The organism is Clostridium saccharobutylicum DSM 13864 (assembly GCF_000473995.1).
Lineage (GTDB): Bacteria > Bacillota > Clostridia > Clostridiales > Clostridiaceae > Clostridium > Clostridium saccharobutylicum.
Map to the genome: position 1 here is coordinate 664,743 of NC_022571.1, position 19,239 is coordinate 683,981.

The following is a 19,239-nucleotide window of genomic DNA, read 5'->3' on the forward strand; positions in this document are numbered from 1 at the left end:
GGCAAGGAAGGGGATTTGTCTCATAGCGGGCTATTAGAGGAATGCTCTAACGTAGCATGATGCAAAATAGGCTTGGTAGATGGACTTGTTATTTTTTTGAATGTGCCGTAATGGGGGGGAATTCAATGTCGTTATCAGTTTTTTTAATGCTATTAGCATTGCAGGGAATATCGGGAGGAGTTTCAGGATATACAACTAATAAGTATGCTGTAAATATGCTTTTTAAGGAATATACTCCTTTTAAGTTAGGAGGTGTAATTAAAAAGAAAAAAGAAAAATTTATAGATGAAATTAGTGGATTAGTTGAAAGAGATATAATAAATAGTAATACATTGAGAGAAGCAGTTTCTAAAAAGGAAATAGGAGATCAAATTGAACAAATTACTAAAACTTTGCTTCAAGATTCATTGAAAAAGCAATTTGGAAGTAGGAAGATATCTGAAATTGATGGATTCTTTGAAAGTACTATTAAGAATAAAGATTTTATGAATGAAAATTTAAATAAATTTTTACCATTAGTCCTAGATAATGTTTTAGAAAATCTTAATTTAAGTAACATATTATCACAAAATCAAATTGAGAGAATCATTGATGAAGTACATAAATTATTAGCTGAGGAATTTGAAAAGAATGACATATTAGAAAGATACATTTGTGATCTTTATAATGAGAATTCAGATGTTACTCTTTCAGAAATATTTAAAGAAGAATTTAAATTTAAATTAGTTAGAAATATTACTGAAATTATTATCAATATAATCAAAGAGGATATTTTTAAGGATGAAGAAGAATGTAAAGAAGTTTTAAACAAGGTTTGCTCAAGTATAAATCTTGATGTAACCTTAACTAAATTACAAGGATTAATTGGAGAATATAAAATAAGTGAATTTATCACAGGTAAAGAGGAAGAGCAGCTTTCATTAGAAGTATTCACTAAAGTTAATGAATTTATTAATTCTCAAAAAGGAAGAGAATCAATAGGAAATCTTATAGATGAAATAATATCTATTGGAAGGAAGAGTGAATTTACTATTTATGAAGTGCTTCCAAATGAGATGGAAGATTCTTTAACTAATTTTATACAAACAATTGTGCCTAAGGTAATGCCTTATATTTCAGAATGGATTGGTAGTAACAAGGGTTCTTTAGATGAATTGATTGAATCTGCTATTGATGAAGCTATTGGAAATATTGATGGCAGTATAAAACAGGTTATACTTTCAAAAGTACGAAGTGCTTTTATGGATGATATATCAGATAAAAATAATATTGTTAGTAAAATTACTGATTATGTTAATAAAAATGTTAATGATGAATCTTATAATAAATTAGCTAATTCAATTATTGATTATTTAAGAAGTAAAAAGATTAATGATATATTAGAACTTCTTGAAAAACAAAACGTATTAGATTCTAAAAAATTAACTGAATTTATAATTAAGCAATTTAAATTACATGGAAATAAAGTTTTAAGGATGATAATAAAATCTCAATTTTCTAAAAAGGTAAATGAGTTTGTCAAATTAGATTTAGTGAAATTATTTAATGAAAAATTAAAATCAATATTATTTAATAACATATTATTTAATAAAGATAAAGTTATTAATAAATTAGAGGAAGGGATTTTTCTTTTAATAACTAAAAAGAGTGATGAGATTTTTAATAAAAACTTAGCTCATTTAATAGATGAAAATCAATTAACAGGAATTTCAAAAGGATTCTCAAAACTAGTTAACAAATTTATTAAAAATAGTAACAATACATATAAGAAACAAGTACAAGAACTTTTAAGTTCAGAAATTAATAATATTAATTTGAAAGAAGTTGTTGAAAGTCATAAAACAGAAATATTAAGCACTATTTCTCAAAGTTTAAATAAGATGTATGATGATACATTAGATAAATATAAAAACTATGAATTAAAAGAAGTTATTAATTTGATTCCAAACAAGGATGAATTAGCAAGTAAAATTAGTAAAGAAAGTCATGAAAGATTAATTTTAGCATTGCCAAGTTTGTTAGATGGAAAAATTAAAAAATTCGTATATGGAAATTTAGAAAAATATAATGAAGATGAAATTTGTACATTAGCTCAAAACTTTATGGGAAATCAATTAAAGCCACTTTCGGTTTTTGGTGGAGTTCTTGGAATTATAGTAGGACTAATTTATGGTGCAGCAACTTATGATAGCATGAATATCGTGGGTACTTCAAATGGTATAGCCAATATTCTAATGTCATGTGGAATTATGGCTGGAGTTGGTGTGGCGACAAATGTAATAGCTTTATGGATGATTTTTCACCCATATAAAAAAGTTAAAATTTTATCTAAAATACCATTTTTAAGGGAGTTTGCATTAGGATATATACCAGCTCATAAAAATGAATTTGCAATGGGGATGGCTAGATTAATTGATGAAGAATTGTTAGAGAAAAAAGCTATTAATAAGACATTTAATAGTAATAAGCATAGAATTCAATTATCTCTAATGGAAGTAGTATCAAATAATAATTATCAAATTATAGTGAATTTTATTAGAGAAAAGAAACAAGATTTAAATAAAGGTATTTATAATCTAATTTTAAAATATTGTAATAATTCAGCATTTTCAAAGAGAATAGCTTTAGCTATAGGAAATAACAAATTTGATAATATAATTAAAAAATCATCTGCTTTAAATTTAGAAGATAAGATTACACAATTTTTAAAAGGTGAAGATATACAAACTAGATTAGTGAATTTAGTTAATAATAAAATAAACTCTAATTACCAAGTTAAAGATATACTTTCAAATGAATTATCGAGTAGTTTAGGTAATTATATAGAAAATCAAATTACTATGATTATCAAAAATAAAGCAGAAAACTTAAAGAAAAGCAATCTGCTAGAAAATATTATTGCTAACAATAGTGAAATTTATAATTCAACTATTAAAAAATCATGTAGAGAAATATTTGATGATGAATTCTTAATAAATACAAAGAATTCAATCCAAGTGTATATTGAGAATTTTATATTTAATGATTCTAAAAAGTATATTGATAACTTTATGAAAAAATTCTTGGAAGACAAGTTAGATGGAAATAATACTATAGGTTCTATTTTTAATGGAAAGGTTAAAGATATTATTGATGGTAATTTATTAACTTTAACTAATTGGAGCACAGATAAGCTTATTGCTTATTTGAAGAAAAATGAATATAAGATATCTTATAGCGTAAAAGAAACAATTTCAAATGAACTGAATTTCTTCGAAAAATTAGCTTATTCAGCATTTGGTGGAGATAAGATAGTTGAAGATGTTGTATCTATAATATTAAATAACAAGTTGCCAATTATGATAAAAGAAGAAAGTGATAGGATAAGTAATTTAATTAAAGTGAGCTTAGACAATACTGTTTATCCTATGGAAACAAGAACGTTAAAAATTAAAGCTGATGAAATTAATACCGGATTACTATTTGATAATATGTTTAAACAATTTAGTAACAGTAGTATTTTTAGAAATAAAATTAATAATTCAAGTGATTTAATGTTAGATTACTTTATAAATAGTCCTATTATTAATTATCTTGAAATGTGTAATATGCATACTTTAGAGTTATTGCATAAGAAGTTCTATAATGAAATTTCTTTAGTTCAAGAAGATATTTATAATAATATTAATAAAGTATTTAATGAAGATAATAATATAATATATGAATTTATAAATGATAAATTCCTAACAGCATTATTGAATAAAACTGGTAAAGATTTATTTAATGGTATTGAGTATTCTGAGATTGAAGATAGTGCAAAAAATATTTTGAAATTAATTACTTCAAGTGTTAATACTCAAAAATATATTAGTATCTTAATAGAAGAATTTTATGATAATCAGTTATCAAAGAAGGAACTTAAAGAATTTATTAATATTGATATCTTAAGTAAAGATATAGAGAATAGTATTAATATAATGTTTGAACAAGATAAATTCAATAATGAAAACTTACAAGTAATCAAAGAAATAATAGAAGAAGCTTTAAATAAGCATTTGAATTTAATTTCAAATGATTCAAAACGCTATTTAGTAAATGAAATAATAGAAGCAGCCATAGAATCAACAAATCATTACATACTTCCAATGATGCAAAGTATTAATCTTAAGGGTATTACTAATAAACAAATTAATTTAATGAATCCTGAAGAAATTCATACGCTATTTAAAAAAGTTATAGGAGAATTTTTCATGAAGTTATATCTTTATGGAATCATGGGCGGTGTATTTGGAATTAATTTATGGTTAACTATTGTTTTATGCGGAGCAGATTATATTTATAGTAAAAAAGGTCCTAGAGATCAAGATTATGTTGAAGATTAAGAGCAATAACATAAAATAGAAATAGCAAGATATATTTAATGAACTAAATAAGCAGATGGATGAACTAAATACAGAAATAGGCAAACAAAAACTTAAGGATATGAAGGACGGTAGTGAAAAAACAGCTAAAGATATGGCTAAAAAAGCACTCTGTTGATATTTGTATTTAAAATTGAAGGAGTGTCGCAAAATGATTAAATTTTAATCTGGAGCGATGCTCTTTTGAGATTTAGAAATATAAATCTCAAAACAATTGAAGAAACTGCAAATAAAAATATGAATACAATAAGAATATTCCCAATGAAGATTAAGTGTGTTAGAATAGTCATAGCAAATGAGAAGTATAACAGTATAATGTATACTTCTTTTGTTTTCGTTAATGTAAGTTTTCATAGTCCTGTGGAACAAAAATGTATTTGATTTCGGTAAGTTACCACAGAAGAAGATGTGTTTTTAAGGAGGAAGAAATAATGAACAAAGTTTCAGATGATATCTTATTTAAGGTTGAAAAACCAAGTAGATATACAGGTGGGGAATTAAATGAAATAGTTAAGAACCCAAATGATGTTGATATAAGATTTGCATTTTGTTTTCCGGATGTTTATGAGGTAGGAATGTCTCATTTGGGGAGCAGAATTCTTTATCATACTATAAATTTAAGAGAAGATACATATTGTGAAAGAACATTTACACCATGGCCTGATATGGAAGAGCAAATGAGAAAAAATGATATTCCATTATTTACGTTGGAAACTAAGGATTCTTTAAAGAAATTTGATATTTTAGGTTTCACGCTTCAATATGAAATGAGTTATACAAATATTTTAAATATGCTTGATATGTCTGGGATTACTATAAGAGCATCAGAGAGAGGTGAAGATGAGCCTATAGTTATGGCAGGAGGTCCTTGTGCTTATAATCCAGAACCATTATATGACATAGTAGATTTCTTTGAAATTGGCGAAGGCGAAGAAATGATGAATGATGTCTTAGACGTTTATAAAAAATATAAGGGCAAAGGAAAAAAGAAAGAATTCTTAAGAGAGATTTCTAAGATACAAGGTATCTATGTTCCTTCATTATACGATGTTATTTATAATGAAGATAACACAATAAAAGAATTCAAGCCAAAGTACGATGATGTTCCAAAGACTGTTAAAAAGAGAATTATAAAGAATTATACAAAGGTTGATTTTCCAACTGATATAATAGTTCCTTATACAGAAATTGTTCATGATAGAGTGGTTCTAGAACTATTCAGAGGATGTACAAATGGATGTAGATTCTGCCAAGCGGGAATGATTTATAGACCGGTTAGAGAAAAGTCAAAGGAAGATCTTTTAACATTAGCTAGAGATTTAGTTAAAAGTACAGGATATGAAGAAATTTCTCTTTCATCACTAAGTACATGTGATTATTCTGATATAAAGGAACTAGTTTCAGATTTAATGAAAGAACATGAAGAAGATAGAGTTGGAGTAGCTTTACCTTCAATTAGAGTTGATGCTTTTTCAGTTGATTTACTTAAGGATATTCAAAAGGTAAGAAAGACAGGATTAACATTTGCTCCAGAAGCAGGATCTCAAAGAATGAGGGATATAATAAATAAGGGACTTACAGAAGATAAAATTTTAGAAGCATCTAGAAGTGCTTTTGAAGCAGGATGGAAGACTCTTAAACTTTATTTTATGGTTGGACTTCCTTATGAAGAACTTGAAGACTGCAAAGGAATTGGAGAATTAGCAGAAAAAATTGTTTCTGAATATAAAGCAGTACCTAAGAAAAAAGGTGATTATAAGGGTCTAAGACTTACGGTGAGTACATCAATACTTATACCTAAGCCATTTACACCATTCCAATGGGCTCCAATGGCAAGACTTGAAGAAGTAAATAAAAAGATTAATGCTGTTAAGGATTCAATTAAATCAAAATGCATAGTTTATAATTATCATGAACAAAAGACATCTATTATGGAATCTGTATTTGCAAGAGGAGACAGAAGATTATGTGATGTTTTAATTAAAGCATTTGAAAAAGGTGCGAAATTTGATGGCTGGGGTCAATACTTTAAATATGATGCTTGGATGGAATCATTAGAAGAATGTAATTTAGATGTTGATTTCTATGCTTATAGAGAAAGAGGTTATGATGAAGTTTTACCTTGGGATTTCATTGATATTGGAGTAAATAGAAAATATTTAGAAATAGAAAATGAAAAAGCAAAGAAAGCTGAATTAACTCAAAACTGTAGAAAAGGATGTACAGGTTGTGGAGTTGATGTAAACTTTAAAGATGGGGAGTGTTTTGAAGGTGCGATACTTAACTAAATTTACAAAAGAAGAAAATATTAAGTTTATATCTCATTTAGATGTACTTAAGACTATTCAAAAAAATATTAGAAGAGCAGGACTTCCAGTAGAGTTTTCACAAGGATTTAATCCTCATATGAATACTTCAATAGCGCAACCTTTATCAGTAGGTGTATATTCAAGTGGTGAATATATGGATATGGTGTTAACAACTGAAGTGGATGAACAAGAAATTGTGGATAAACTTAATGCTACTGCTCCAAGTGGAATAAAGTACATAAGTGCACTTGCAATTCCTTATACTCCAGGTGAAAAAAAAGTTCCTCAAGCCATGGCGTTAATTGATGCTGCAAGATACACAATAAAGATTAAGTATTCTGATGCTTCAAAGTTAGAAGAGGAAATGAATAATCTTTTAGAAGTTAATGAATGGAATACAGTAAAGAAAAGTAAAAAGGGTGAAAAAGAAGTTAATATAAGAGCTTTTGTGAAGGAATTTAGCTTTTGGATTAAAGATGGAGTGTTAGTACTTAATGTAGTAATAAGCACAGGAAGCAGGGAACATTTAAGTGCAGATTTATTAGTTAAATATATTCAAGAAAAAACTTCAAATGCACTTAAGGATTCATTTGCAAGTATAAAAAGAGAAGAAATGTATTTTTATACAAACAATAAACTTGTACCATTATATAAGTGTATCTAATTTTATAGGATAGATTAAAAATAACAAATTTTAATATGCCTTATAAAAAGAATTAACAATTTACCATATTTCATGATAAAATTTGTATATTGTAAATTATGTATTACGGCACAATCAAATAAATAACAAGTCAATTTGTCAGCCTATTTTCCATCATGCTATATCGGTAAATTGACTTAATAGACCCGCTATGAGGGCAATTTATCTTCTTGCCTGATGAAAAATATTAAGGGCAACTTTGGACCTGTTATTTATTTTCATGTGCCTAACTAGGATGTGTAAAGTTATGAAAGAAATTTTTATTGAACGAAGAGAGAAGATTTTAAGAATTGGTGTTAAATCTAATAATGAGTTAATAGAAAGCATAGTAGAGGAAAAGAAGAATCAACCTATAATAGGAGAACTTTATAAGGGTAGGATTAAAAATATTTTACCAGCCATAAATTCTATATTTGTAGATTTAGGGCTAGATAAAGAAGGATACATGTATTACAGTGATGAGCTTAAGGCTAATGGGATAAAAAAGGGTGACGAAATATTAGTGGAAGTAATAAAGGAACCACTAAATGATAAGGGCGCTAAATTAACTCATAAAGCTTCAATTCCAGGTAAATATGTTGTATTAAACTGCTATAAAAAAGGAATAGATTTTTCTAAAAGAATAACTGACAAAGAGAAAAAGGATAATATTTTAAAAAATATATCACCATTAGAAGATGTTTGTATAACAGTTAGAACAGAGGGAGCTAATGTTAGTCTTGACATTGTTCAAAAAGAAATAGATAAACTTTATAAAGAGTTTAAGAATATAGATAAACAAATGAAATACTCAACTAATTTAAAAAAACTTTATGGTGAGGATTTAAGTTTAACAAAAATATTAATGAATTCCATAGGAGAAGAAATTACAAAAATTTATGTTAATAATAAAGATGACTTTGATAAAATTTCTAGTTTTATTGAAGGGGAAAATAATTTTAAATTAGAAGAGTATGAAGGATATAGAAATTTATTTGATTTTTATGGACTAGAAAAAGAATTATTAAAATTAAGACATAATAAAGTTAATCTTAATTGTGGAGGGTACATAGTAATAGATAGAACTGAGGCTATGTATGTTATTGATGTTAATAGTGGAAAAAACATTAAAGAGAGAAATTTTAATAAGACAATTCTTGAGACTAATTTAGAAGCTGCAAAAGAAATAGGAAGACAAATAAGGCTAAGAAATTTAAGTGGAATAATAATGATAGATTTCATAGATATGAGAGATAAAAGTCAAAAAGACATTGTTATGTCAGCACTTAAAGAAAGCTTAAAGCTAGATAAAGGAAATGTGAAGATATTCCCATTTACAGAATTAGATTTAGTTCAGATAGCTAGAAAAAGACAAGGGAAAAGTATATATGAATACATGGAAGAAGAATGTAGATTATGTAAGGGTAGAGGCATAATTTTAAAATTGTCTTATATTAAAGGTCTTATAAAAAATGAAATTATAAGAATTAAAGAAGAAAATTCAATAAGTTGTTTTCATGTTCAAGTAGATAGTGTCTATAAAGAAAGAATTAAAGAAAATATCTTTGAATTTATCAAAGATATAGATGGTTTAGATAAGGAAATATATCTAACTTATGCAGATAATATAGAAGGATATAAAGTTGAACCACTAATATTCCAAGGACAAAAAGATAATCTACAGGATTATAAAGTTACAGTTATAGAAAAAGGTTAGGTGCAGCAGAATTATATAGAAACCAAGTAAAATAGATTCATTCCTTTAGTTAAGTTATATTATAAGTTTAAATTGTTGTTTATCTATAAAGTAATAAGTCCGAAATTTATGCAGAAAATGCATAAATTAAAAATATTATTGACTATAATCAATAAACATGATATGATGAGTTTTGTAAACCGCGCACGTAAGGTTTTTTGTAAAACAAAGTTGAATCTTTGTACCAAAAGTGGCGAGACCGTTATGAGGAGGTGTTTTAATGTACGCAGTATTAAAAACAGGTGGAAAACAATACAGAGTTCAAGAAGGAGACGTAATATACGTTGAAAAACTTAACGCTGAAGTTGATGCAACAGTTGAATTAGAAGAGGTTTTAGCTGTAGGAACTGATGCTGGTATCAAAGTTGGTACTCCAGTAGTTGCAGGAGCTAAAGTTGTAGCTAAGGTTGCAGCACAAGGTAAGGCTAAGAAAGTTGTAGTTTTCAAATATAAGTCTAAAAAAGACTATAGAAGAAAAAATGGACACAGACAACCTTACACTAAGTTAGTAATCGAAAAGATCGAAGCTTAATATTATGGTTAAGATACAAATTAATCAACACAATGGTAATATTATTGGTTTCGTAATAAACAATCATGCATTATGTGCTGAACGTGATTTTCATAATGATGTTACGTTAGTAGGTGAAGCGTTTGATATGATTTGTAATTCAGTATCAGTGCTTTCTCAAAGTGTGATTATTGGATTGGATGAAGTTTTAAAGCTTAATTCAACTTATGAAATTGGTGATGGATACTTAAAACTAGATCTTCAAGATTTTAATGTTGAAGAGTTAGACCAAGCACAAGTTTTATTAAAAACTTTTGAAAAAAGCTTGGAAAGTGTGATTTTAAGTTTGGATGAAACGTTTGGAAGTAAGAGACGTAAAGAATATATAACTTTAAAAAAAGAGGAGGTGTAGTCACATGTTAATTATGAACCTTCAATTATTCGCTCATAAAAAGGGAGTTGGTAGTTCTAAGAATGGTAGAGACTCTGAATCAAAGAGATTAGGAGTTAAATCTGCTGATGGACAATTTGTTCTTGCTGGAAACATCCTTGTAAGACAAAGAGGAACTAAGATTCACCCAGGTGAAAATGTTGGAAAAGGTAAAGACGATACTTTATTTGCTAAAGTTGATGGAGTTGTTAAATTCGAAAGACTTGGTAGAGACAAGAAGAAAGCAAGTGTTTACCCAGTAAACGTAGAAGCAATAGCTGAATAATTTTTTAGAAATAAAGCACTCTTAAATATAAGGGTGCTTTTTTAAATGCTTAGTGTAAGTAAGAGAGAAAAATATGAATCATGTTTTGATTTGTTATTTTCTTTTATTTATCTAAAATTTATTATACAAGAGTATAGTAAATATTATAAAATAATGCACAATGCACAGTTCATAATACAAAATCTGTGATTAACTTTTTTCATGTGCCTTAAAATGTGGATAACTTTTTAAAATACAAGCAGATTTTTGAGTATTATTTATTTTTACGTGCCTTATCAATACTATTATTTTTATTGTGAGTTGTGCATTGTACATTGTAGATGCTTATTGAATTAAGTATTAGATATATGTTTAATATATATTAAGATATGTTATTTTATGTGTCTAAAACAAGTATGATATAATAAAGTACAATTTTAAAGGGAATAATATTTTATTATATGGCGTATTCAAAAATAAAAAGTCTTAATGTTACTTGATTTTTTGAACTACAGACCTAATGATTAAGATGACTTTTAGAAAAATTATTGTGTATTTACATAAAAATGTAATTACAAAGATAGAAATAAGGCACATGAATTTGTTATTTTTTTGAATGTGCTTAATAAACTAAAGTGTTTAAGAAAGGTGAGTATATATGTTTATAGATAAAACGGCAGTTTTCGTTAAATCTGGTAACGGTGGAAATGGTGCTATCTCTTTTAGAAGAGAAAAGTATGTTCCATTAGGTGGACCAGATGGTGGTGATGGAGGAAAAGGTGGAAGCATTATTTTCCAAGTAGATACAGGAATAACTACATTATTAGATTTCAAATACAAGAAGAAATTTATTGCAGAAGATGGTGGCAATGGTGGCGGTTCTAAGTGCTATGGTAAAGATGGAGAAAGTCTTTATGTAAAAGTACCGATGGGAACAATCATCAGAGAAGCTGAAAGCAACAAGATAATAGCAGACCTTTCGCATAAGGGTCAAGAATTAGTATTATTAAGAGGTGGAAAAGGCGGAAAAGGAAATGTTAAGTTTGCAACTGCAACTAAGCAAGCACCTCACTATGCAGAACCAGGAATGCCTGGTGATGAACTTAATATAGTTCTAGAATTAAAATTACTTGCAGACGTTGGATTATTAGGATTCCCTAATGTAGGAAAATCAACATTACTTTCAATGACAACAAAGGCTAAACCAAAGATTGCAAATTATCACTTTACAACTTTAAAACCTAATTTAGGAGTTGTTGCAGTTGATGGTATTGAACCTTTTGTTATGGCTGATATTCCAGGTATTATTGAAGGAGCAGCAGAAGGTGTTGGTCTTGGAATTCAATTCTTAAGACATATCGAAAGAACTAGACTTTTAATACATATAGTTGATATTTCAGGTGTTGAAGGAAGAGAACCGTTTGAGGATTTCCTTAAGATTAATGAAGAATTAAAGAAATATTCTGTTAAGCTTTGGGATAGACCACAAATTGTTGTAGCTAATAAAACTGATATGCTTTATGATGAAAGCATATATGAAGACTTTAAGAAAAAAGTTGAAGAATTAGGATATGCTAAAGTATTTAAAATGTCAGCAGCTACAAATGATGGTGTTGATGCGGTAATGAAAGAAGCAGCAAGAATGCTTAAGGAAATTCCAATTAAGGAATTAGAGATAGCAGAAGACGAAAGATATATACCAGAAGATAAGAAGTTTACTTATGAAATATCTGTTGAAAAGAATGTAGAAGAAGGATACAATACTTATGTTATCGAAGGTACATTTGTAGATAGATTATTAAGTGCTGTTAATGTAAATGATGCAGATTCATTAAGATACTTCCATAAGGTTCTTAGAAATAAAGGTATCTTTGATGAAATTAGAGAAATGGGAATCAAAGATGGCGATATGGTAAGATTAAATGACTTCGAATTTGAGTATGTACTTTAGTTAGTTAACAGTTAATAATTAAAAGTTAACAGTTGATAAAAAAACTCTAATCGAGCTTTGAAATAATATAAAAAATTCCAAAGGAATTTTATCTTCAACAGTTAATTATGTAATGTTAACTGTTAAATGAAAAAATCCCCCGGGGATAATTAATAGAACAGGTATATTTAGAAAAATATATACTGGTACAATTTTAGGAGGAAAATAAATGATAACAGGAAAACAAAGAGCTTATTTAAGAGGCTTAGCTAATGATATAACACCAATATTCCAAATTGGTAAGTTTGGTATTGAAGAAAATTTTTTAATTCAAGTTTCACAAGCATTAGAAGCTAGAGAATTAATAAAGATAAAGGTTTTAGAAAATAGCGGATTAGATACAAGAGAGGCTTCAGATTTAATATGCAAAAAGATTAAATGTGAAGGAATTCAAGCAATAGGAAGTAAGATAACTTTATATAAGAAATCTAAAAATAAACCTAAGATTGAATTACCACCTGCTAAAAAATAATTTAATAGAATTAGGCGCATGAAAATAACAAGTCCAAAGTTGCTTTTGAATGTGCCTTAATAAAAAGCTACTTCAAGTTAATTTATTGAAGTAGCTTTTCTAAAATTTTGTTATTTAGTAATATAATTTTATAAGAATAATCTAAAAATATATATGTTTTAATTTTAATTTTCGATAAAATTAAGTTACTATTAATTATTATGATGTAAACTATTTTTAAAGCATATAGATATAAGTCATATTGTTTCAAAACAATATGAAGACAGTTTAATTCATTCTCGAGGAGGAGAAATAGTATGAAGCGATATGGTATAATAGGTGGAACATTTGATCCCATTCATTATGCACATTTATATATAGCATATGAAGCTAAGGTGCAGTTAAATTTAGATGAAGTTGTATTTATGCCTGCAGGAAAGCAGCCTCTTAAAACAGAATCTACAGTAACTGATTCTGCTTTAAGATATGATATGGTTAAAATAGCTATAGAACCTTTTGAGGAATTTTCCATTTCAAGTTATGAAATAGAAAAGAAAGGTCTTAGTTTTACATATGAAACATTAGAATATTTAAAAGAGAATGATGAAAGCAAACAGTTATTCTTTATAACAGGAGCAGACTGTTTAATGGATATAGAAAAATGGAAAGAGATTTCTAAAATTTTCTCACTATGCACATTAGTAGTTTTTTTTAGAGGTGGTTTTAACAAGGAAGAACTAAGAGCTCAAAAAAAAAGAATAGAAAATAAGTATAATGCCAATATAATAATTTTAGAATTAAAGGAGCTCGAAATATCATCAACATATATAAGATCTAGAATAAGAGATGGAAAAAGAGTAGACTTTTTTATTCCACCAAAAGTTAATAATTTTATAGTCAATCATAAGTTATATTTACGTACAATCAAAAAATAAATTATCAAATTTTAAGTAGAAAACTTATTTATTATGCGCGGAGGGAAGAAGTTTGTTATCTATAGACGAAATAAAAAAATATCTTAAAGAAAATTTAAAAGAAAAACGTTATAATCATACACTTGGTGTTGCAGAAACAGCTAAAAAGTTAGCTATATTAAATTGTATTTCTGAAGAAAAAGCAGAAATAGCAGCATTAGCACATGATGTGGCTAAAAATTTATCAGAAGAAAAAATGAAATCAATCATTCGTGAAAATAATATAAGCCTTTCTAGTGTGGAAAAGAACAATATAGATTTATGGCATAGTATTATTGCACCAATAGAAGCAAAAAATAAATTAGGAATTCAAGATGAAGAAATATTAGATGCAATTAGATGGCATACTACAGGAAAAGAGGATATGTCTACTTTAACTAAAATTATCTATATTGCGGATATGATAGAGCCAAATAGAGATTTTGAAGGTGTTGAAAAAATAAGAGAAATTACTTTCGAAAATTTAGATAGAGGAGTATATACAGGACTAACACATACTATACAATTTTTGCTAACTAAAAATTTGTTAGTTGATGAGAATACAATTAAGTGCAGAAATTACCTTTTACTGAATGATAAGTAATATTCAACAAATAATAAATCCACATATTAGTTTATTTTCACCTGCGTTATATCAATAATTTCTAGAATTTGATTAAGATAAATTAAGCTTTTAACGTAGAAAACAAGAGGTGATGTTATGAGATTAATGGGTACTATATGGAAGATAAAAAGATTTATAAAAGGTGATGGTTCTACAAGTATATTAGAGAGAATAATTTTAGGAGCTATATCTATTATATTAACTTTTTTTATATTTTCATTAATATCGGGAGCTTTTGCATTAATGAAAGTGGGAAGTAAATCAATGCCAGCAGGAATTGATGTATCCTCAAATGAACCAGTTAATATTCTATTACTTGGAACAGACATTGGTAATCCAAATGAAGAAGATAATCAGTCAATTAAACGAACAGATACAATAATGGTATTAAACTACAATCCACAAGATAGAAAGATAAATATTGTATCAGTTCCAAGAGATACTCTTATAAATATTAATGGGATAAACTGGAAGATTAACGCGGCCTATGAAATTGGTGGGTATCCAAAAATAAAATCAGAAGTTGAAAATTTATTAAATATAAATATAAATTATATTGTTAAACTAGACTATAATGCATTTAGGGATATTATTGATGCTATTGGTGGTGTTAAAATGCAGATTGATAGGAATATGATTTATGACGATGATGCACAAAATCTTCATATTAATTTCAAAGCAGGTGAAACTGTCACATTAGATGGTAAAAAAGCTGAAGAGTTTTTTAGATGGAGAAAAAATAATGATGGAAGTGGATTAGCTAATGGAGATTTAGATAGAATAGAAAATCAACATAAATTCATATCAAAGGTTGTAGAAAAGTGTACAAGTCCTTTTGTATTCTTTAGAGTACCTAAAATATTATCAGCATTGGGCGATGATGTAGAAACCAATATGTCACCTACTGATATAATAAGTTATGGATTAAAATTTATTACAGTAAATCATGATAATGTATCTATGACAACAGTTTCTGGAACTCCTAAAATGATAAATGGACAATCATATTTGGTACCTGATAAAAATTCTAATAAAGATGTAATTTCATCATCAAAATCCTCAACTAAGCAGTCTAGTAGTACAGCAACTAATACATCATCAAAAGATATTAGAATAAAAATATTAAATGGAACCAAAATTAATGGACTAGCATCGAAGGCTATGAAAGAACTGAATGGTGCTGGATACAAAAATATTGATACTGGTAATACTGAACTTAGTAATGAAAGTATAATATTAGCTAATGATAACAATGCTTTAAATACAATTAAAAATGATATAAACATTAAAAAAAGTAATAAAAAGAAAAGCACTGCAGAATATAATAACTATGATGTTGTTATAATTTTAGGTAAGGATTTTAAAGAGTTTGGGAAATAAGGCACATGAACTTGTTATTTTGTTATTTTTTATTTTCATGTGCCTAACTAGTTAATTAAGGAGAAGAAATAGATGAGCATTTTAGAAAAGAAAGTTAGTAACATAGGTGAAGGCGTTAAAATAAGAGAATATTTAAAATCAGAGCTTGGCTTATCAACTAGATTAATACGAAGTGCGTCGATTGATAAAAGAATTTTCGTGAATGATGAAGTAGTTAAAATGAATCGAGTACTAAATGAAGGGGAAATTATTAAAATTGATTTAGCAAAAGATGAGAGCCAAAATATAGCGCCAGAAAAGATGGATATAGAAGTAATATATGAAGATGAAGATATATTAGTAGTTAATAAGAAACCATTTATGGTAGTTCATCCAACTAAAAGTTATCAAAGTGGAACTCTTGCCAATGGGATAATAAATTATTTTATGGAAACTAATCAAAACTGTATAGTCAGATTAGTTTCTAGGTTAGATATGAATACTTCAGGTCTTATCATAATTGCTAAGAACCAATTTTCTCATGGAATGTTATCTAAGGAAATGAGCGAAAATAAGGTGGAAAAAAGATATTTGGCAATAGTACATGGTAAGTTAGAGAAAACAGAAGGTACGATTGATTTACCTATTTATAGACCCGAAGGAATAGAGAATGGAACTAAAAGAATAATAGATGAGAGAGGACAAAGAAGCATAACTCATTATAAAGTTGTTGAAAGCTTTGAAGATGCTAGTTTGGTAGAATGTAAATTAGAAACTGGAAGAACACATCAAATAAGAGTACATTTAAGTAATATAGGTCATCCGATTTATGGAGATACACTATATGGATATGGTGAAGAGGAAGAAGATTTAATAAAAAGACAGGCGCTTCATGCATATGCATTAGATTTTAAATCACCGAGGTCAGGAGAAATGCTATCATTAAAATCAAAATTACCAGAAGACATGGTAGAGCTATTAGATAAGGTGCATTCAAAAAAATAACAAGTCCCATGGAACAAAGATGTATAAAAACAGGCTGTAAGTTTATAAACTTACAGCCTGTACTGTTTTGACAAGTATTTATTTTTTGAATTTTTGTTTTATCAATATTCCTAGTCCAGTAGCAGCACCTAATGCAGCTAAAGCACAGCCACCATAAATGGCTATAATAGAATTTTTAGATAAAGAACTAACATCAAATAATGAAGTGTAATTTCTAGAAGCACCAGCGGCTAAATCCACTGTCTCTAATTCTTTATCATTTACATAAACTTTACCTTTTAATATTTCATCGCCTTCATTAAAAGATTGTTTACTTAAATCCTTATCTTCCACTTTAATATCATAAGATTCTTTAGTTTCATCTCCTTTAGGTACTACGTAATCTAGATCTTTAGTACTAAGAAGAGGAATTGTAAGAGTATTATTTATTTTATACTCTGAAACTTTATCATTTTTTGAATAAATATGAACCCAAGAAAAATTGTTAAATCCATAATCGAAAACAGTCTTCATATCTTCAAAATTTTGATTTTTATCCACTGCATATAAAAAAGAAGCTACAAGAATATGATCATCTTTTTTAGCAGAAGCTACATATGTTTGATTTGCTGTTATAGTATATCCATTTTTTCCACACAAAGCATTAGGATAATAAAATTTAGAGCCTTTATTAATCATATAATTTTTATTGTATAAATTAATAGTTCTTTGAGGATCATTCCTCATAGCTAGTGTATAAGAAGGAGTAGTTGAAATCTTTATAAAGTCTTGATTGTTTACAGCTTCTCTTAAAAATAATGCTAAATCATGTGGTGTTGTTAAATGCTGAGGGTCAGGTAATCCACTTGGATTTTTAAAGTTTGTATTTGTTGCACCAAGTTCTTTTGCCTTAGCATTCATAAGCTTGGCAAATTCATCTATACTTCCAGATACATGATAAGCTAAAGCATCAGCAGCATCATTTCCTGAGTCAAGAAGTAACCCAAGAAGTAGCTCGTGTACAGTAAGTACATCACCTTTTTTTAATCCAATTCTAGTACCATCTTCTCTATCAACATCTTGTTGAATTGTAACTTCATCATTTAATTTACATTTCTCTAAAACGATAAGAGCTGTCATTACTTTTGTTGTGGATGCCGGTTCATACTGAGTATTTTCATTTTTTCCGTATAGCATTTGACCAGTAGAGGCATCTATTAAAGCACAACCAGCAGCATTAATTGATGGAGGGGTTGCATCTGCTGATGCTTTTATTGGTATTAAAGAAACTAAAAATAGAAATATTATAGTAAGTGCTTTTAATCTTCTTTTCATATTATTCTCCAAACTACATTAATTATTTTAGGCATAGTTATGTACGGTACACTTTTTTGTATCCTATGCTTACATAAAATATATTTTATCAAAAAAACATTAAATATGCTATATTAATTGGATTATATTTACATGCAACGTCTAAAACATTCCAAATGTGGAGAAAATGTTTTGTATAGGAATGAATGTTAATATTATTTTTGGGATATGAAATGGAGGTTACTGGTGATTTGATTCAAAAAATAATTGATAAAATGATTAAAAATAAAAAGACAACTGGTATACTAGCTATATTAGTAATTATATTGATTTCAAGTGGAATATTATATTTGAAATCTGGATTTAAAGAATTAAAGAAGAATGATACAGAAAGTGTTTTTGTAGAGGATGATATAAATAATGATAAATCAGACCAAGATTTAATTAACAATTCTAGCAAAAGCCAAGGGAAAAAGAGTTCTGAGCAGAATACAAAAACAGAAGACGTTTCATTAAAAGACAAATTTATAGTAGTAGAAATCAAAGGTGAAGTTAAGAAGCCTGATGTATATACTTTGAATGAAGATTCTATAGTTAAAGATCTTATAGATAAAGCTGGTGGAATTACAGAAAATGCAGATTTAAGTAATATAAATAGAGCAAAAAAGCTTCAAAATCATGAGGAAGTCTATATTGCAAATATAAATGAAACAACCCAAAATTCATCGAATACAAATATAGTGGTCAATTCTAATAAAACTCAAGCAAGCTCTAGTGAAATGATTAATATAAATAGTGCTACAATCGAAGAATTGAAAAAATTAAATGGAGTAGGAGATGGAAAAGCTAAAAGCATAATTGAATATAGAGAACAAAATGGTGGATTTAAATCTATAGAGGATTTAAAAAATGTAAAAGGATTTGGAGGTAAGATGTTCGAAAAAATAAAAGACCAAATAGAAGTTTAGACATATAAAAATAAATAACAAGTCAAAGGTTATTATAAATATTTTTTGATTTTCGAATAAGCCTTAGCACATATTACAGATAAGAATTGCCGAGTTAGATAAAAAAATATATAATATTAATGTATGTGTGTCTTGAGAATTATGTAAAGTAGTTTTAAATATAATGTATATATAAATTTGAAAATTTTGATTTGACACAAAGTTGTAATAAAAAAATGATAACATTATATTATTGACTTCCT

General features: G+C 27.5%; 16 protein-coding genes. 15 read left to right on the forward strand and 1 reads right to left on the reverse strand.

Annotation, left to right across the window (positions count from 1 at the left end):
* The first annotated feature begins 125 nt into the window (after positions 1–125).
* The 14 genes from CLSA_RS03115 to CLSA_RS03180 all read left to right on the forward strand — a co-directional run bounded on the left by CLSA_RS03115 (position 126) and on the right by CLSA_RS03180 (position 16,736).
* The gene (locus CLSA_RS03115; RefSeq protein ID WP_022743936.1) at positions 126–4,361 is read left to right on the forward strand and encodes a DUF445 family protein; all 4,236 of its coding nucleotides are present in this window, start codon (positions 126–128) and stop codon (positions 4,359–4,361) included.
* Between the two features lie 222 nt (positions 4,362–4,583).
* Positions 4,584–4,781: a hypothetical protein gene (locus tag CLSA_RS03120; RefSeq protein ID WP_041716044.1), complete on the forward strand. Its 198-nt coding sequence runs from the start codon at positions 4,584–4,586 to the stop codon at positions 4,779–4,781.
* Between the two features lie 50 nt (positions 4,782–4,831).
* The gene (locus tag CLSA_RS03125) at positions 4,832–6,688 is read left to right on the forward strand and encodes a TIGR03960 family B12-binding radical SAM protein (protein WP_022743937.1); all 1,857 of its coding nucleotides are present in this window, start codon (positions 4,832–4,834) and stop codon (positions 6,686–6,688) included.
* Entirely contained in the window at positions 6,672–7,373 is a 702-nt protein-coding gene (locus CLSA_RS03130; protein WP_022743938.1) for a TIGR03936 family radical SAM-associated protein, read from the forward strand. Before CLSA_RS03125 ends, CLSA_RS03130 begins: the two co-directional genes overlap by 17 nt.
* A gap of 286 nt (positions 7,374–7,659) precedes the next feature.
* The gene (locus CLSA_RS03135) at positions 7,660–9,108 is read left to right on the forward strand and encodes an Rne/Rng family ribonuclease (protein WP_022743939.1); all 1,449 of its coding nucleotides are present in this window, start codon (positions 7,660–7,662) and stop codon (positions 9,106–9,108) included.
* A 259-nt stretch (positions 9,109–9,367) separates the two neighbouring features.
* A complete protein-coding gene (gene rplU, locus CLSA_RS03140) occupies positions 9,368–9,679 on the forward strand; it encodes a 50S ribosomal protein L21 (RefSeq protein ID WP_022743940.1) in 312 nt (103 codons plus the stop codon).
* Between the two features lie 4 nt (positions 9,680–9,683).
* A complete protein-coding gene (locus tag CLSA_RS03145) occupies positions 9,684–10,070 on the forward strand; it encodes a ribosomal-processing cysteine protease Prp (RefSeq protein WP_022743941.1) in 387 nt (128 codons plus the stop codon).
* Positions 10,071–10,074: 4 nt separating this feature from the next.
* Entirely contained in the window at positions 10,075–10,374 is a 300-nt protein-coding gene (gene rpmA / locus CLSA_RS03150) for a 50S ribosomal protein L27 (protein ID WP_022743942.1), read from the forward strand.
* 637 nt (positions 10,375–11,011) lie between these two features.
* Positions 11,012–12,304 (forward strand): GTPase ObgE, encoded by a 1,293-nt coding sequence (gene obgE / locus CLSA_RS03155; RefSeq protein WP_022743943.1) that lies wholly within the window; start codon positions 11,012–11,014, stop codon positions 12,302–12,304.
* Positions 12,305–12,512: 208 nt separating this feature from the next.
* Positions 12,513–12,815 carry a ribosome assembly RNA-binding protein YhbY gene (gene yhbY, locus CLSA_RS03160; protein ID WP_022743944.1) on the forward strand — a complete coding sequence of 101 codons (303 nt, stop codon included), beginning with the start codon at positions 12,513–12,515 and terminating at the stop codon, positions 12,813–12,815.
* Positions 12,816–13,111: 296 nt separating this feature from the next.
* Positions 13,112–13,729, forward strand: a complete 618-nt coding sequence (gene nadD / locus CLSA_RS03165) for a nicotinate-nucleotide adenylyltransferase (protein WP_022743945.1) — start codon at positions 13,112–13,114, stop codon at positions 13,727–13,729.
* 52 nt (positions 13,730–13,781) lie between these two features.
* Positions 13,782–14,351 carry a bis(5'-nucleosyl)-tetraphosphatase (symmetrical) YqeK gene (yqeK, locus tag CLSA_RS03170; protein ID WP_022743946.1) on the forward strand — a complete coding sequence of 190 codons (570 nt, stop codon included), beginning with the start codon at positions 13,782–13,784 and terminating at the stop codon, positions 14,349–14,351.
* Positions 14,352–14,468: 117 nt separating this feature from the next.
* Positions 14,469–15,752, forward strand: a complete 1,284-nt coding sequence (locus CLSA_RS03175; protein WP_022743947.1) for an LCP family protein — start codon at positions 14,469–14,471, stop codon at positions 15,750–15,752.
* Between the two features lie 72 nt (positions 15,753–15,824).
* Entirely contained in the window at positions 15,825–16,736 is a 912-nt protein-coding gene (locus tag CLSA_RS03180; RefSeq protein ID WP_022743948.1) for an RluA family pseudouridine synthase, read from the forward strand.
* Between the two features lie 78 nt (positions 16,737–16,814).
* Here CLSA_RS03180 and CLSA_RS03185 read toward each other — a convergent pair whose 3' ends face one another.
* Complete coding sequence (locus tag CLSA_RS03185) at positions 16,815–18,050, reverse strand: D-alanyl-D-alanine carboxypeptidase family protein (RefSeq protein ID WP_022743949.1); 1,236 nt, start codon at positions 18,048–18,050, stop codon at positions 16,815–16,817.
* Positions 18,051–18,292: 242 nt separating this feature from the next.
* Here CLSA_RS03185 and CLSA_RS03190 point away from each other — a divergent pair, with 242 nt between their 5' ends.
* Positions 18,293–18,997, forward strand: coding sequence for a helix-hairpin-helix domain-containing protein (locus CLSA_RS03190; protein ID WP_171770635.1), 705 nt, complete (start codon positions 18,293–18,295; stop codon positions 18,995–18,997).
* Positions 18,998–19,239 lie beyond the last annotated feature (242 nt).

Bases quoted from the DNA above. Each gene is read 5' to 3' on its own strand.
- CLSA_RS03115 (WP_022743936.1), top strand. From the start codon at position 126: ATGTCGTTATCAGTTTTTTTAATGCTATTAGCATTGCAGGGAATATCG.
- CLSA_RS03125 (WP_022743937.1), top strand. From the start codon at position 4,832: ATGAACAAAGTTTCAGATGATATCTTATTTAAGGTTGAAAAACCAAGT.
- CLSA_RS03135 (WP_022743939.1), top strand. From the start codon at position 7,660: ATGAAAGAAATTTTTATTGAACGAAGAGAGAAGATTTTAAGAATTGGT.
- rplU (WP_022743940.1), top strand. From the start codon at position 9,368: ATGTACGCAGTATTAAAAACAGGTGGAAAACAATACAGAGTTCAAGAA.
- CLSA_RS03145 (WP_022743941.1), top strand. From the start codon at position 9,684: ATGGTTAAGATACAAATTAATCAACACAATGGTAATATTATTGGTTTC.
- rpmA (WP_022743942.1), top strand. From the start codon at position 10,075: ATGTTAATTATGAACCTTCAATTATTCGCTCATAAAAAGGGAGTTGGT.
- obgE (WP_022743943.1), top strand. From the start codon at position 11,012: ATGTTTATAGATAAAACGGCAGTTTTCGTTAAATCTGGTAACGGTGGA.
- yhbY (WP_022743944.1), top strand. From the start codon at position 12,513: ATGATAACAGGAAAACAAAGAGCTTATTTAAGAGGCTTAGCTAATGAT.
- nadD (WP_022743945.1), top strand. From the start codon at position 13,112: ATGAAGCGATATGGTATAATAGGTGGAACATTTGATCCCATTCATTAT.
- CLSA_RS03175 (WP_022743947.1), top strand. From the start codon at position 14,469: ATGAGATTAATGGGTACTATATGGAAGATAAAAAGATTTATAAAAGGT.
- CLSA_RS03180 (WP_022743948.1), top strand. From the start codon at position 15,825: ATGAGCATTTTAGAAAAGAAAGTTAGTAACATAGGTGAAGGCGTTAAA.
- CLSA_RS03185 (WP_022743949.1), bottom strand. From the start codon at position 18,050: ATGAAAAGAAGATTAAAAGCACTTACTATAATATTTCTATTTTTAGTT.